This is a genomic window from Streptomyces sp. NPDC005281 (genome assembly GCF_040607495.1).
Taxonomy (GTDB): domain Bacteria; phylum Actinomycetota; class Actinomycetes; order Streptomycetales; family Streptomycetaceae; genus Streptomyces.
On the sequence record NZ_JBEXGX010000001.1, the window covers coordinates 297,211 to 311,802 of the forward strand.

Below are 14,592 nucleotides of genomic sequence, written 5' to 3' on the forward strand. Positions count from 1 at the left end.
TCCGGACCGGGGCCTCAACCCGCGTTGGACAGGCGGTCCAGCCATTCGGTGAGCAGGGTCGCCTCCGCGGGGGTGAACGCGGGGCTCGGGGTCTGGTGGAGCAGCGCGCCGAGGCGGGTCGCGGCGGCCGGGGCGCCGGGGGTGGGCGGAGCGGCCGAAACGCCGGGCGCGGTCACCTCCGGGGTGAACACGGACGCGTGCACCGCGTCCCGTACGCGGCGCGACAAGGTCTCGTCCGTGAAGGTCGCCGGGCGGGAGACCAGCATCAGGCACACGCCGACGTTGGACGACATGATCATCTGTGCGGCGAGTTCAGGGGTGAGCCGCAGCTTGCCCTGTTCGGCGGCGCGGCGCAGGTCGGCGGTGAGGATCCGGTGGGCCTCCAGTGCCGCGGCGGGCGGGGTGCGCATCGCCGGGGAGTGCATCAGCCGGTAGAGGTTCGGGTTGCGCTGGGCGAACTCGGTGTGGCCGTCCCAGCCGTCGCGCAGGTCCTGGACCGGGTCGGTGCCGGGGTGCCGTTCCCGCTTGGCCGCCAGGTACCGCTCCCAGCCGTGGTCGACGACGGCCGACAGCAGGCCCTCCTTGTCGCCGAAGTGGCGGTAGAGCGCCGGGGCGCCGACCCCGGCGGCCTCGCACACGGCCCGGGTGGAGACGTCACCGTCCGGGGAGCGGGCGACCAGGTCGGCGGCCACCGCGAGGATGCGGGCCCTGGGCCCCGCGGGGGCGCCGGTGACGGGTGCGGCCGCGCCGGGGTTCGTGCTGTCGCTCATGGCGGAGATCCTGATGTCGTCGGGGCGGCGGGCGGTACGGGCGGACGGCGTCAGGCGATGCCGCCGTTGGCGCGCAGGACCTGGCCGTTGACCCAGCGGCCTCCGGGGCCCGCGAGGAAGGCGACGACGGAGGCGATGTCGTCGGGGGTGCCGAGGCGCTCCAGGGGAGGCTGGGCGGCCATCCGGGCGATGGTCTCCTCGTCCTTGCCGTCCAGGAAGAGGGCGGTGGCCGTCGGGCCGGGGGCCACGGCGTTGACGGTGATGTCCCGGCCGCGCATCTCGCGGGCGAGGATCAGGGTCATGGCCTCGACGGCGCCCTTGGTGGCGGCGTACGCGGTGTAGCCGGGGATGGCGAGGGCCAGCACGGAGCTGGAGAAGTTGATGATCGCGCCGCCCGGGCGCAGCCGGCGCGCGGCCTGCTGGTCGACGACGAACGTGCCGCGGATGTTGGTGCGGTGCATCCGGTCCAGGGCGTCGAGGTCGAGGTCGGCGAGCGGGGCCAGGGTCATGACCCCGGCCGCATGGACGACGACGTCGACACCGCCGAAGGTCTTCTCGGCCAGGTCGAAGAGGGCGGCGACCTCGGCCTCCTCGGCGACGTCCGCCCGGAAGGCGATGGCCTGCCCGCCCGCCTCGCCGATCGCCGCGACCGCCTTGTCGGCCTCGGCGGCGTTGCCCGCGTAGTTCACGACGACGGCGTACCCCTCGCGGGCCAGCCGCTCGGCGCTCTCGCGCCCGATTCCGCGGGACCCGCCGGTGACGATCGCGACGCGCGGGGAGGTGCTCGGCTGCTCACTCATGGCGTTGCTCCTTGTCTCGGCCGGGGCGACGGGTCCGCGTCCCGATAGAAACAACGCTAACACCATATGGGTAGCGACGCTAACGTGCGTACTCCCTGTCCCGGCCGGCAACCGGCCGCCTCACCCCTGCCACACGATCGCCTGCGTCTCGCTGTACGCGTGCAGGGCGTACGAGCCGACATCCCGGCCCACCCCGCTCTTCTTGAAGCCGCCGAAGGGGGCCTCCATGTTGCGGCCGACGGTGTTGACGCCGACGCCGCCCGCCCGCAGCCGGCGGGCCACGCGGAAGGCGCGGGCCACGTCGCCGGACCAGACGTAGTCGATCAGGCCATAGTCGGAGTCGTTGGCGAGGGCGATCGCCTCCTCCTCGTCGTCGAAGGGCAGCACGACGACGACCGGGCCGAAGATCTCCTCCCGGACGACCCTCATGTCCGGAGTGCAGTCGGCGAGAAGGGTGGGAGCGACGTAGAACCCGGCGGGAAGGAGCGGGCGTTCGCCGCCCGCCACCACCCGCGCGCCTTCCTTGCGCCCGAGTTCGACATACGACTCGACGCGGTCGCGGTGGGCCGCGGAGATGACCGGGCCGACGACCGTGCCCCGCTCCCGAGGATCCCCGACCTTCAAGTGGCCGATGTACGCAGCCAGTTGCCGCACCAGCTGATCGTGCACGCCCCGCTGCACCAGCACCCGTGTCGGCGCCGTGCAGATCTGTCCGCTGTAGAAGGAGAAGGTGGTGCCGATGCCCGAGACCGCCGAGGCCAGGTCCGCGTCGTCGAAGACGATCGCCGCGCCCTTGCCGCCCAGTTCCATCAGCTGGCGCTTCATACCGCGTCCGCACACCTCGGCGATCCGCTGCCCGACCGGCGTCGAGCCGGTGAAACTGACCATGTCGACGTCCGGGGAGTCGACCGCGGCCTCGCCGGACTCCGCCGTCGAGCCGCTGACCACGTTGACCACGCCCGGCGGCACGCCCGCCGCCTCCAGCGCCTCGGCCATCCGGTAGACGGACAGCGGGTCCTGCGGGGCGGGTTTGACCACCACCGTGTTGCCCATCGCGAGGGCGGGGGCGATCTTGCCGGCCGGGTTGGCCCACGGATTGTTGTACGAGGTGATGCAGGTGACCACGCCGACGGGCTGGCGCACGGCCAGCGCGCCCATCACGGCGGCCCCGCCGAAGGGGCCCGCCTCGTTGATCTGCGGCGGCAGCGGGGTGTCCACCGGTTCGGGCCGCGCGTAGCGCCGGAAGCGGGCCACCCCGACCCCGACCTGCATACCGCGCGCCGTCCCTGTGGTGGCGCCGCTCTCCGCCTGCGCGAGGGCGGCGTACGCCACGAAGTTTCGCTGGATGCAGTCCGCCGCCCGCGCGAGGACGGCGGCCCGCTCCTCAACGGGTGTACGGGACCACGGGCCGAAGGCCTCGCGGGCGGCGGACGCCGCCGCGTGCACCTGGGCGCGCGAGGCCTCGGGGGCGAGCCCGACGACCCCCTCGGTCGCCGGGTCGATCACCTCGTAGAACCCGTTGTCGGGCGCCACCCACGATCCGCCGATGAACAGCCGCTGCTCGGCGGCCTCGGGGGCCGTCCCGTCGGCGCCCGTCACCGGGTGCTCACCGTCCTGGTGTCGCGGCCCGACCGCAGCACCTTCCCCGGCACCGCGCCCGTCACCACGTCCTCGCGGATCGCCTCCACCCCGTTGACCCACACGGCGTTCACCCCGATCGCCCGGGAGTCGAGGCGCGGGCTGTCACCCGGCAGGTCGTGCACCAGGGTGGCTTTTCCGGCGTCGATCCGCTCCGGGTCCAAGAGCACCAGGTCCGCGTGGAATCCCACCTCGATACGCCCGCGGTCGCGCAGCCCGAAGAGCCGCGCCGGATCGTCCGTCAGCATCTTCACGGCCTGTTCCAGGGTGGCGAGTCCGCGTCCGCGCAGACAGTCGCCGAGGAACCGGGTGGTGTACGGGGCTCCGCACATGCGGTCCAGGTGGGCGCCCGCGTCGGAGCCGCCGAGCAGCACGTCCTGGTGCTGCCAGGTCTCGGCGCGCAGCACCCAGGAGTCCGGGTCGTTGTCGGTCGGCATGGGCCACAGCACCGTCCGCAGCTCGTCGGCCGCGCAGATCTCGACCAGGCAGGCGAAGGGCTCCTGGCCGCGCTCGGCGGCGATGTCCCGCACCACGCGCCCGGTCAGGCCCTCGTTCGCCGCGCTGTAGGTGTCGCCGATGACGTACCGGCCGAAGTCGGCGAGCCGCCGGAAGACCCCGGCCTCCTTGCTCTGGGCGCGGCGCAGCATCTCGGCGCGGGTGGCGGGGTCGCGGAGCCTGGCGATCCGCTCGGGGACGGGCAGCGCGAGGACCGGCCCCCAGCCGGGGATCAGGTTCAGGGCGCAGAAGGTGCCGAGCGACATGTTCATCGGGGTGAGGATCGGCATGGTGAGCGCGACGACCCGGCCGCCGGACTTGCGGGCGCGTTCGCTCGCCTCCAGCTGGCGCGGGACGCGCTCGGGGACGGCGGCGTCGATCGTCAGGACGTTCCAGTTGAGCGGGCGGCCCGCCGCCGCGCTCATCTCGACGAACAGGTCGATCTCCGCGTCGCTGAACTGGTCGAGGCAGCCGGCCACGATGGCCTCGATCTGGGTGCCCTCGTGTTCCCCCACGGCCTGGGCGAGGGCGAGGAGTTCGGCGGGTTCGGCGTGCCGGGAGGCGACCGGCCTGCCGTCGCCGTCGGAGTGGGTGGAGGACTGGGTGGTGGACAGGCCCCAGGCGCCGGCGTCCATGGCCTCGTGGAACAGCCGCAGCATGGCGTCCAGTTGTTCCGGTTCGGGCTGTCCGCCCACCGCGTCCGGCCCCATCACGTACCGCCGCAGCGCGCAATGGCCCACCATGAAGCCCGCGTTGACCGCGATCCGGCCTTCCAGGGCGTCGAGGTAGTCGCCGAAACTGTGCCAGTTCCAGGGGGCGCCCTCTTCCAGGGCGACCAGGGACATGCCTTCGACCTTGGACATCATGCGGCGCGTGTAGTCGGCGTCGTCGGGGCGCGCGGGGTTCAGCGGGGCGAGGGTGAACCCGCAGTTGCCGCCCGCGACCGTGGTGACCCCGTGGTTGAGGGACGGGGTCGCGTACGGGTCCCAGAAGAGCTGGGCGTCGTAGTGGGTGTGCGGGTCCACGAAGCCGGGGGCGAGGACGAGTCCGTGCGCGTCCTCGCTCGTCCGGGACGGCTCGGTGACCGCGCCGATCGCGGCGATACGGCCGTCGCGTATCCCCACGTCCGCGGTACGGGCGGGTTCGCCCGTACCGTCCACGACGGTCGCGCCCCTGATCAGGTGGTCCAGCATCGCGGAAGTACCCCCTAGACGGCTTGGCGGAAGCAGACGGCTCGGCGGACTAGACGGCCTGGCGGAACCGGGTCGTGCGGTGCACCGGGTCCGTGTCGATCTTCGGAATGACGTGTTCGCCGATCAGCCGGATCGTCTGGAGCGTCTCGTCCTTGGGGACGCCGACGGGCAGTCCGAAGCTGAGCTGGTCGGCGCCCGCCTGCTCCCAGCGCTTGCACTGGGTGAGCACCTCGCCGGGGTCGCCGCAGATCAACAGCTCCTCTTCTATGAGGAGTTCGACGAACTCGGCGTTGTACTCGGGGAGGGTCTCGGGCCAGACCGGGAAGCCCTCGGGGCGCGGGAAGGTGTCGTGGTAGCGGAAGACGAGGGAGGGCAGGTAGTGCAGGCCTCCGTCGACCGCGATCCGGATCGCCTCGTCGTGGGTGGGCGCGCAGATGGCGGTCGTGGTCACCATGACGTTGTCGTTGACGAAGTCCCCGATGGGTTCGGCGTCCACGACGGCGGTCTTGTACTGCTCCAGGACCCATTCCATGTCGGAGACCTTCTGCACGCTGAAGCCGAGCACCCCGAGCCCCTTGCGGGCGGCCATGGAGTACGAGGGCGGCGACCCGGCGGCGTACCACATCGCAGGGTGCGACTTCCCGTACGGCTTGGGCAGGATCTTGCGCGGCGGCAGCGACCAGTGCTTGCCCTGGAAGCCGACGTACTCGTCCTGGAGCCACATCTTGGGGAACTCGGCGATGGTCTCTTCCCAGATCTCCTTGGTGAAGTTCATGTCGGTGATGCCGGGGAGGAAGCCGAGGATCTCGTGCGAGCCGGCGCCGCGCCCGGACCCGAACTCGAAGCGGTTCTCGGTGAGATGGTCGAGCATGGCGACCTTCTCGGCGACCTTGACCGGGTGGTTGACCTGGGCGAGCGGGTTGAAGATGCCGGAGCCGAGGTGGATGCGGTCGGTGGCGTGCGCGAGGTAGCCGAGGTAGACGTCGTTGGCCGAGAGGTGCGAGTACTCCTCCAGGAAGTGGTGCTCGGACGCCCAGGCGTACTTGAAGCCCGACTTGTCCGCCTGGATGACGTACTCGGTCTCCTCCATCAGCGCCTTGTGTTCCGCGAGCGGGTCGGTCAAGGCCCGCTTGCCCACATATCCCTGTACAAAGAGCCCGAATTCCACGCGGTTCACCGTCCCCATCCAGTTATCTGACGTACCGTCAGATTCTTTGAGCCGACTGTTCCACCGCGTGCGTGGACCGTCAATAGCTGATACGGCGTCAGAGAACACTCACGCCCGCGAGCCAGCCGCCGTCGATCACGAACGGCTGCCCGGTGATGTACGCGGAGTCCTCACCGGTCAGGAACAGGGCCAGCCGGGCCACGTCCTCGGGGCGGCCGATCCGGCCGAGCGGCACGAGCTTGCCGTAGAACTCGTCGAGGGCCTGCGAGGCCTCCTCGCCGCCCGCGCCCGGGGAGAGCTGCGCCGGATTGCTCATCGCCGTGTCGACGGCGCCCGGACAGACCGCGTTGACGCGGATCCCCTTCTCCGCGAGCTCCAGCGCCGCGACGCGGGTGAGGCCGACGATGGCGTGCTTGGTCGCCGCGTACGCGCCCACGTACGCCATCCCCGTGAGCCCGGTGAAGGACGAGGTGTTCACGATCGTGCCGCCGCCGGCCTCGGCGATCTCGGGCGCGAGGGTCTTGATCCCGAGGAACACCCCGACCTGGTTGACCCGCACGATCTGCATGAACTCGGCCAGCGGGGTGTCCACGAGCGCGTTGAAGCGCAGGATGCCGGCGTTGTTGACCAGCCCGTCGATCCGCCCGTACGCGGCCTTCGCCGAGGCGGTGGCCGCCGTCCAGTCGGCCTCCTCGCCCACGTCCAGGTGGACGTAGTGCGCGCCGATCTCCTTGGCCAGCTCCTCCCCCTGGTCGTCGAGCACGTCCGCGACGATCACGCGCGCGCCCTCCGCCGCGAAGAGCCGCGCCTCCTGTTCGCCCTGCCCGCGTGCCGCGCCGGTGATGAGGACGACCCGCCCGTCCAGCTTTCCCATGCCATGACTCCCTAGCCGAGATGGGGGGCGACGTCCGCTCCGAACGCCGCCATCTGGTCCGTGAGTTCATCGCGGCTCCGGCTGCGGAACCGCACCTGGATCTGGTGCACGCCCATGGCGCCGTACTCCCGCAGCGCCTCCGCCAGCGCCTCGGGCGGGCCGCTCAGGGTGCGCCGCCCGGCCTCCCAGCCGGGCTCGCCGACGTACAGCGGCTCGGTGATGGCGCCGACGGTCAGCGGTTCCTCGATCCCGGCCGCGGCGCGCAGTTCCCGGAGCCTCGCGATCTGCCCCGGCAGCCGGTCGCGCGGGTCGCCCTGCGGCAACCAGCCGTCGCCGCGCAGCGCGGCCCGGCGCACGGCGGCGGGCGAGGAGCCGCCCACCCACACGGGAACGCGGGCCTGGGCGGGCCTCGGCCGCTGGCCGAGCCCCTCGAAGTCGTACGTCTTGCCGTGGTGGACGGGGAACTCGTCCGGCCCGAGCGCGGCGCGCAGGGCGTCGATCGTCTCGTCGAGGACGGCTCCCCGGCGCTCGAAGTCGGCCCCGACCGCCTCGAACTCCTCCCGTACGTGCCCGGCGCCGACCCCGAGGATCAGCCGGCCGCCCGAGAGGTGGTCGAGGGTCGCGTACTGCTTGGCCGTGACGAGCGGGTGCCGGAGCCCGACGACCGCGACATGGCTGAGCAGCAGGACGCGTTCGGTGACGGCCGCGAGGAACGCGAGCGTGGCGACGGGGTCGTACCAGACCGTGCTCATGGCGTCCGCGAGCCGACGCGGCACGGCGACGTGGTCGCAGCTCGCGATGTAGCCGAATCCGGCACGGTCGGCGGCGCGGGCGATCGCGACGAGATCCTCGGGACCCGCGTCCGCCTCCCACGGCTCGGCGTAGATGGTGCTCTGGGACTGGACGGGGAGCTGGATGCCGTAGGAGAGGCGTTCCTCGGACAGGACGGGCACGACGACCCCCTTGCCTGACCGACGGCCGCCCGACTGACGGACCGTCAGATTGAATGGGACTCGCACATAGTCGTCGCTGGCACCGCGTCATACAAGAGGCAGCCCCGGCGGAACATGTCCGCCGGGGCAGTTGTCCGGGAGAGGGGCCGTGAGGTGTGCGTCAGCGGGCGAAGCCGTAGCCGAACCAGGCGTCGGTGACGGGCGCGCCGACGTCGGCGGGCCCGAAGGAGACCGAGCCGGAGGCGGTCGGGCCGGTGCCGACGGAGCGGAAGGCCCAGACGGCACCGTCGTACGTGTTCTCGCCGTGCGCGGCGACGTACAGCTCGGCGCGGCCGTCGTGGTTGGTGTCGGCCAGCGCGGTGTGCGCGCCGAAGAGATCGCCCTTCTCCGCGGTACCGGGCACACCCGTGGTGTGCTGGCTGAAGGACACGGCGCCGCTGCCGGTGAGGCCGGACGCCGAGCCGCGCAGCACGGCCACGCCGCCCGCCGCGGCGAGCGTGCCGATGGCCTCGCCCGGGGAGCCGACGGCCACGTCCGCGTACCCGTCGCCGTTGACGTCCCCGACGGAGATGCCCAGGCCGAAGTCGTCACCCTTCTCCGACACGCCGGGCACGCCCGCCGTGTCCTGGTTGATCACCGCCGTACGGGAGGTGTCGGGCCCGCTCGCCGAGCCGTACACCACGCCGATCTGCCCGCCGAGGAGTGCCGGCTCGACGGATTCCTCGCCCTGGCCGTCGACGGGACGCCCGACCACGAGGTCGGCGTACCCGTCCTTGTTCACGTCGCCGATGCCGAGGCTGGAGCCGCCGGGCATGCGGGTGCCGTCGGGCCGCATCAGGACGACCAGGCCGCTCAGCCCCTGCCTGGTGCCGTGGAGCTGGACGATGCGATAGGCGGCGCCCGGCGACCCCTCCTCGGTGGTGCCGTGGACGAGCCCGACGAGGTCGGTGATGCCGTCGTGGTCGACGTCCCCGGCGGCGACGTCGTCGATGGCGAAGCCGCCCTCCTCTTGGCCGAGGTCGAAGGCGATGTCCGCGGTCGCCGCGGCACCGGCGGTGCGGGTGAAGGGCCCGGTCAGCAAGTGGTTGTCCGTGGCCACGTCGAGCCGGCCGTCGCCGTTGAAGTCGCCGACGGTGGCGTGCCGGGGCTTGACCTGGTCGAACATGGAGCCGGTCGCCACGGCCCTGCCGCCGGACAGCCCCGCCCTCCCGCCCCAGACGGCGGTCAGGGTGCCCGCCTGCTGGACGTCCCCGACCGCCTCACCCGGGGCGCCGACGACCAGGTCCGTGTACCCGTCGCCGTCCAGGTCGCCGAGGGTGAGGCCCCAGCCGAAGAAGTCGTCGGTCTCGGCGGCGCCGGGTATGCCGGCCGTGTTCTGGCTGATGACCTGCCGGTGCTTGGTGTCCAGCCCCCTCGAGGAGCCGTACACGACGCTCACGTACCCCGCGCGGGAGTACCCGCCGACCGCACCCCGGGGCGCGGCGACGGCGAGGTCCGCGTACCCGTCGCCGTTGAAGTCGGCCCGCACGCTCGTCGCACCGGCCGCGTGGGCGCTCGCCGGGCCGACGACGGTCCCGGCGACGGCCACCGCGGCCACGAGTGCGAGGCGAGAAGGGGACCTGCGTCGTCTCATATGGAAACCAACTCCTGCAGTGAAGGAACAGCCGACCAGTAGCGGAATCCAAGATTCCGCCGCCGGTACGACTTTCCTGACGGCCACAGGGTTGCCCTGAGGACGGCGGGAGTTTCCGAACTGTTATCCGGCGCCGCCGGCCGGGCGCACTGGGCACCGCAGCCCTCAGCCCGCCCAGAGGCCGTCCCGCGTCAGTCCCAGCAGGTCGATCGCGTTCCCCCGTACGATCCGCTCGACGACGTCCGGGGCCAGGTGGCCCATCTGGGCCTCGCCGACCTCCTTCGACTTCGGCCAGGTCGAGTCGGAGTGCGGGTAGTCGGTCTCGTAGAGGACGTTGGCGACACCGATCGCGTCGAGGTTGCGCAGGCCGAACGCGTCGTCGAAGAAGCAGCCGTACACATGCTCGGCGAAGAGCTCGGACGGCGGCCGGTGGACCTTGTCGGCCACCCCGCCCCAGGCCCGGTTCTCCTCCCACACCACGTCGGCGCGTTCCAGAATGTACGGGATCCAGCCGATCTGTCCCTCCGCGTACATCACCTTCAGGTTCGGGAAGCGCTCGAACTTGCCGCTCATCAGCCAGTCGACCATCGAGAAGCAGCAGTTGGCGAAGGTGATCGTGGAGCCGACCGCAGGCGGCGCGTCGGCGGAGGTCGAGGGCATCCGGCTGCTGGAGCCGATGTGCATCGCGATGACCGTGCCCGTCTCGTCGCACGCGGCGAGGAAGGGGTCCCAGTCGTCGGTGTGCACGGACGGGAGCCCGAGGTGCGGCGGGATCTCGGAGAAGGCCACCGCGCGCACCCCGCGGGCCGCGTTGCGCCGCACCTCGTCCGCCGCGAGCCGGGCGTCCCACAGCGGCACGAGCGTCAGCGGTATCAGGCGCCCCCTGGCCTTGGGCCCGCACCACTCCTCCACCATCCAGTCGTTGTAGGCCCGTACCGAGAGAAGGCCCAGGTCGCGGTCGGCCGCCTCGGTGAAGGTCTGCCCGCAGAAGCGGGGGAAGGTGGGAAAGCAGAGGGCGGACTGGACATGGTTGACGTCCATGTCGGCGAGCCGCTGCGGCACGTCGTACGAGCCGGGGCGCATCTGCTCGTACGTGATGACTTCGAGCCTGATCTCGTCACGGTCGTAGCCCACGGCCGTGTCGAGGCGGGTGAGGGGACGGTGCAGGTCCTCGTAGACCCACCAGTCCCCGACGGGACCGTCGTCGCCCGGCTCGCCCATGACGGGAGCGAACCTGCCGCCCAGGAAGGTCATCTCCTTCAGGGGCGCGCGGACGATGCGGGGTCCTGTGTCCTGGTACTTCGCGGGCAGCCGGTCCCGCCAGACGTCGGGCGGTTCGACCGTGTGGTCGTCCACCGAGATGATCCTCGGGAAGGCGGTCCCGGCGTCCGCCGGGAGGCTCTGCGCGGTTTCCGTGGTCTCCATACCGGCCACGGTAGCGCTGATCTGACGGCCCGTCAGCTCCTCGGGGCGGCCCTGCGGACACCCGCCGGAGCACGCGGCCGGCGGCGGCGGTCAGATGAATGGGCGGGGAAGTGTGAGGAGCCTGTGAGAGGACCGTGTGACCCGGCGCACGGCACCTTGTGATCGCTGTCTCGCACGGCTGACGCATCCGCCGTGAACAAGGCAAACTGGCCTCGTTGTACTGACAGTTCGGCAGGGGGACAGCGATGGACGGTGTGCCGCGCGTACCGAAGCAGTGGCATCCGGGCTCCGAGGAGCCCGCGGCGTTGCGCTTCAGCGTGCTCGGCCCGGTGCGCGCCTGGCTCGGGGACGATCCACTGCCGGCCGGGTCCCCGCAGCAACGCGCCCTGCTGGCCGCCCTGCTGCTCCGCGACGGCCGCACCGCCACGGCCTCCGAGCTCATCGACGCCCTGTGGGGCGACGAGCCCCCGTCCCAGGCGCTGGCCGCCCTGCGCACGTACGCCTCACGCCTGCGCAAGACGCTCGGCGCCGAGGTGCTGGTCAGCGAGTCCGGCGGCTACGCCATCCGCTCCCTGCGCGAGGGCGCCCTCGACCACGTCGACGCCCAGGAGCTCGCCGCCGACGCCGAGAAGGCACGCGCGGCGGGCGATCTGTCCCGCGCCCGCGACCTGCTCCGGGACGCCTTGGCCCTGTGGGACGGCGAACCGCTCGCGAGCATCCCCGGCCCCTACGCGGAGACCCAGCGGGCCCGCCTGGAGGAGTGGCGCCTGCAACTCCTCGAATCCCGGCTCGACATGGACCTGGAACAGGGATTCCACGCCGAGGCGGTCTCCGAACTCACCGCGCTGACCGCGGCGCACCCGCTGCGCGAACGCCTGCGTGAACTGCTGATGCTGGCGCTGTACCGCTCCGGCCGCCAGGCGGAGGCCCTCGCCGTGTACGCGGACACCCGGCGGCTGCTCGCCGACGAACTGGGGGTGGACCCGCGGCAGGGGCTGAAGGAACTCCAGCAGCGGATACTCCAGGCGGACCCGGGCCTCGCCGAGCCCTCCGCGCCCAAGGCGGAGCCCGTCGTCGCCCTCGTCCGCCCGGCCCAGCTCCCGGCGACCGTAACCGACTTCACCGGACGGGCGTCCTTCGTGCAGGAACTGAGCGACGTGCTCGCCGCGGCCTCCACCGAGGAGGGCCCGGTCATGGCCGTCTCGGCGCTCGCCGGGATCGGGGGCGTCGGCAAGACCACGCTCGCGGTGCACGTGGCCCACCAGGCCCGCGGAGCCTTCCCCGACGGACAGCTGTACGTCGACCTCCAGGGCGCCGGATCGCGCGCGGCCGAACCGGAGACGGTCCTCGGTGCCTTCCTTCGGGCCCTCGGAACCGCGGACTCGGCGATCCCGGACTCGCTGGAGGAACGCTCGGCCCTCTACCGCTCCGTCCTCGACGGCCGCCGCGTCCTGGTCCTGCTGGACAACGCCCGCGACGCCGCCCAGGTACGGCCGCTGCTGCCCGGCACCGAGGGCTGCGCCGCCCTGGTGACCTCGCGCATCCGGATGGTGGACCTGGCCGGGGCCCATCTGGTGGACCTCGACGTGATGTCCCCCGAGGAGGCGCTTCAGCTCTTCACGAAGATCGTGGGCCAGGAGCGGGTCGCCTCCGAGCGGGAGGCCGCCCTCGACGTGGTCGCGGCCTGCGGCTTCCTGCCCCTGGCCATCCGTATCGCCGCGTCCCGGCTCGCCGCCCGCCGCACCTGGACGGTGTCGGTGCTCGCGGCGAAGCTCGGCGACGAGCGCCGCCGGCTGGACGAGCTCCAGGCCGGCGACCTGGCCGTCAAGGCCACCTTCGAACTCGGCTACGGCCAGCTGGAGCCGGCCCAGGCGCGTGCCTTCCGCCTGCTGGGCCTCGCCGACGGCCCGGACATCTCGCTCGCGGCCGCGGCGGCGGTGATCGACCTCCCGGCCGAGGCGACCGAGGACCTCCTGGAGTCCCTCGTCGACACCTCCCTGCTGGAGTCGGCGGCGCCCGGCCGCTACCGCTACCACGACCTCGTACGCCTCTACGCGCGTGCGTGCGCCGAACGCGACGAACAGCCGCCGAGCGAACGGGCGGCGGCGATGTCGCGGCTGCTGGACTTCTACCTGAGCACGGCGGCCGGGGTGTACGCGATCGAACGCCCCGGCGACCGCCTCGTGGACCACCTGGAGCCGACCGGGAGCGCGGGTCTCACCTTCGCCGACCGGAAGACCTCCTGGGACTGGCTCTACTCGGAAGCCGTGTCCCTGCTCGCCTGCGTACGGCAGTCGGCGGGCACCCAGACGCTGCGGCGCGCGATCGACCTGCTCTGGGCGGCGGTCGACCTCGCCGAGTCGGGGGCCAACTCCAAGGAGTACGAGACTGCCGCCACCGCGCTGCGCGACGCCGCCCGCGCGGCGTCGGACGCCCACGCCGAAGGGCGGGCGAGGGTCGTCCTGAGCAACGCGCTCCTCTTCTCGGGGGCGTTCGACCAGGCGTACCAGGAGGCCCAGCAGGCGCTCAGGCTCGCCGAGACGGCGGAGGATCCGCTGCCGTGCTGCTGGGCGGCGAACATTCTCGGCAGCATCGCCTTCTACCAGAAGCGCTACACGGACGCCGAGGGATACTTCAGCCGGGCCATCGAGGAGTTCCGCGGCTGCGGTGACCTCGCCGGGTCCGCCAGCCCGCTCTGCAACCTGTCGCGGCTGCACCTGGCCACGGGCCGAGCCGACAGCGCCGTCGTCCTCGCCGGCCAGGGCACGGAGATCTACGAGACCCTCGGCCACTCCCTCCGGGTGGCGAACGGCCGCTACGCGCTCGGCATGGCCCTCGGCAAGAGCGGTCGCCACACGGAAGCCACCATCGAACTCGAAGAGGCCCTGCGGGTCTTCCGCGACAGCCGTCAGCGCCTGTGGGAGGGAATGGCCCTGTGCAGGCTCGCGGAGGTCGACCTGGACGCCCGCAAACCGGCCCGTGCGGCGAGCAGCGCCGAAATGGCGCTGACCGTGCTGCGGGGCATCGGCGGCGAGTGGCGCCGGGGCAACGTGCTGACCGTGCTGGGCAAGTCCCTGCGCGGAATCGGCCAGTTGGGCAGGGCCCAGGTCTGCTGGCGTGAAGCCCTGGAGATCTACGAGAAGTTGGACTCCCCGGAGGCGGCGGAGGTCCGGGCGCTCCTCACCCCCATCGCCGCCGCGTAGGCCCGGCGGACGTTCATCGTTCGTTTATCGCCGCCCGGCACTCTTTCTCTTGTCGATCCGTCGCGTCGGGGGGCAGACGGACCGCCGGAGTGATCGCCGAACTCGCAGTCTAGGGTGGGCGATCCGAGTGGCCCGCCCGGCCGTCCTCGGGGGAATGGCCGGACGGGCCCCACAGCCAGAAGAGATCCACAACAGGGGAGGCAGCACCATGAGCGAGACCGAGACGCCGATCACCGAGCCGGACAACACGCACGTCACCGGGGGTGAGGACGGTGAGGAGATCACGCCGATGAACACCCACGTGACCAGCAGCCCGATCAAGCCGCTGGGCACGACCGACGGCGATGCCACTCCGGACAACACGCACGTGACGGGCGAGCCGGTCTAAGTCCCACCTGGGGGGGCGGACTTACACCACACGGGGATCGGCCGCGGCGGCG

At 72.2% G+C, this 14,592-nt stretch carries 11 protein-coding genes; 2 read left to right on the top strand and 9 right to left on the bottom strand.

Translation table 11 applies throughout. The annotated features are described in order from the left end of the window. Nucleotides 1-14: 14 nt before the first annotated feature. The 9 genes from ABZV42_RS01280 to ABZV42_RS01320 all read right to left on the bottom strand — a co-directional run bounded on the left by ABZV42_RS01280 (nt 15) and on the right by ABZV42_RS01320 (nt 10,949). Nucleotides 15-770, bottom strand: a complete 756-nt coding sequence (locus ABZV42_RS01280) for a TetR/AcrR family transcriptional regulator (protein WP_355977818.1) — start codon at nt 768-770, stop codon at nt 15-17. Nucleotides 771-820: 50 nt separating this feature from the next. Next, nucleotides 821-1,570 carry an SDR family oxidoreductase gene (locus ABZV42_RS01285; protein WP_355977816.1) on the bottom strand — a complete coding sequence of 250 codons (750 nt, stop codon included), beginning with the start codon at nt 1,568-1,570 and terminating at the stop codon, nt 821-823. 120 nt (nt 1,571-1,690) lie between these two features. Next, nucleotides 1,691-3,169: an aldehyde dehydrogenase family protein gene (locus ABZV42_RS01290; protein ID WP_356050609.1), complete on the bottom strand. Its 1,479-nt coding sequence runs from the start codon at nt 3,167-3,169 to the stop codon at nt 1,691-1,693. Further along, on the bottom strand, nt 3,166-4,896 hold the full coding sequence (locus tag ABZV42_RS01295) for a D-aminoacylase (protein ID WP_356050610.1): 1,731 nt from the start codon (nt 4,894-4,896) through the stop codon (nt 3,166-3,168). The genes ABZV42_RS01290 and ABZV42_RS01295 overlap by 4 nt, the downstream gene beginning before the upstream one ends. 49 nt (nt 4,897-4,945) lie before the next feature. Further along, entirely contained in the window at nt 4,946-6,064 is a 1,119-nt protein-coding gene (locus ABZV42_RS01300) for an LLM class flavin-dependent oxidoreductase (RefSeq protein ID WP_356050611.1), read from the bottom strand. A gap of 97 nt (nt 6,065-6,161) precedes the next feature. Then, complete coding sequence (locus ABZV42_RS01305) at nt 6,162-6,938, bottom strand: glucose 1-dehydrogenase (protein WP_356050612.1); 777 nt, start codon at nt 6,936-6,938, stop codon at nt 6,162-6,164. An 11-nt stretch (nt 6,939-6,949) separates the two neighbouring features. Beyond that, the gene (locus ABZV42_RS01310; RefSeq protein WP_356050613.1) at nt 6,950-7,891 is read right to left on the bottom strand and encodes an LLM class F420-dependent oxidoreductase; all 942 of its coding nucleotides are present in this window, start codon (nt 7,889-7,891) and stop codon (nt 6,950-6,952) included. Nucleotides 7,892-8,051: 160 nt separating this feature from the next. Then, on the bottom strand, nt 8,052-9,524 hold the full coding sequence (locus ABZV42_RS01315; protein WP_355977804.1) for a VCBS repeat-containing protein: 1,473 nt from the start codon (nt 9,522-9,524) through the stop codon (nt 8,052-8,054). Between the two features lie 165 nt (nt 9,525-9,689). Further along, a complete protein-coding gene (locus tag ABZV42_RS01320; RefSeq protein ID WP_355977802.1) occupies nt 9,690-10,949 on the bottom strand; it encodes an amidohydrolase family protein in 1,260 nt (419 codons plus the stop codon). A gap of 245 nt (nt 10,950-11,194) precedes the next feature. On the opposite strand from ABZV42_RS01320, the gene ABZV42_RS01325 reads away from it, so the two are divergent. Together ABZV42_RS01325 and ABZV42_RS01330 are read left to right on the top strand one after the other, a co-directional pair. Next, entirely contained in the window at nt 11,195-14,152 is a 2,958-nt protein-coding gene (locus ABZV42_RS01325) for a BTAD domain-containing putative transcriptional regulator (protein ID WP_355977800.1), read from the top strand. Nucleotides 14,153-14,360: 208 nt separating this feature from the next. Then, nucleotides 14,361-14,540, top strand: coding sequence for a hypothetical protein (locus ABZV42_RS01330; protein WP_355977798.1), 180 nt, complete (start codon nt 14,361-14,363; stop codon nt 14,538-14,540). Nucleotides 14,541-14,592: the final 52 nt, after the last annotated feature.

Coding starts and splice junctions, on each gene's coding strand:
- ABZV42_RS01280 (WP_355977818.1), bottom strand. CDS start 770: ATGAGCGACAGCACGAACCCCGGCGCGGCCGCACCCGTCACCGGCGCC.
- ABZV42_RS01285 (WP_355977816.1), bottom strand. CDS start 1,570: ATGAGTGAGCAGCCGAGCACCTCCCCGCGCGTCGCGATCGTCACCGGC.
- ABZV42_RS01295 (WP_356050610.1), bottom strand. CDS start 4,896: ATGCTGGACCACCTGATCAGGGGCGCGACCGTCGTGGACGGTACGGGC.
- ABZV42_RS01305 (WP_356050612.1), bottom strand. CDS start 6,938: ATGGGAAAGCTGGACGGGCGGGTCGTCCTCATCACCGGCGCGGCACGC.
- ABZV42_RS01315 (WP_355977804.1), bottom strand. CDS start 9,524: ATGAGACGACGCAGGTCCCCTTCTCGCCTCGCACTCGTGGCCGCGGTG.
- ABZV42_RS01320 (WP_355977802.1), bottom strand. CDS start 10,949: ATGGAGACCACGGAAACCGCGCAGAGCCTCCCGGCGGACGCCGGGACC.
- ABZV42_RS01325 (WP_355977800.1), top strand. CDS start 11,195: ATGGACGGTGTGCCGCGCGTACCGAAGCAGTGGCATCCGGGCTCCGAG.
- ABZV42_RS01330 (WP_355977798.1), top strand. CDS start 14,361: ATGAGCGAGACCGAGACGCCGATCACCGAGCCGGACAACACGCACGTC.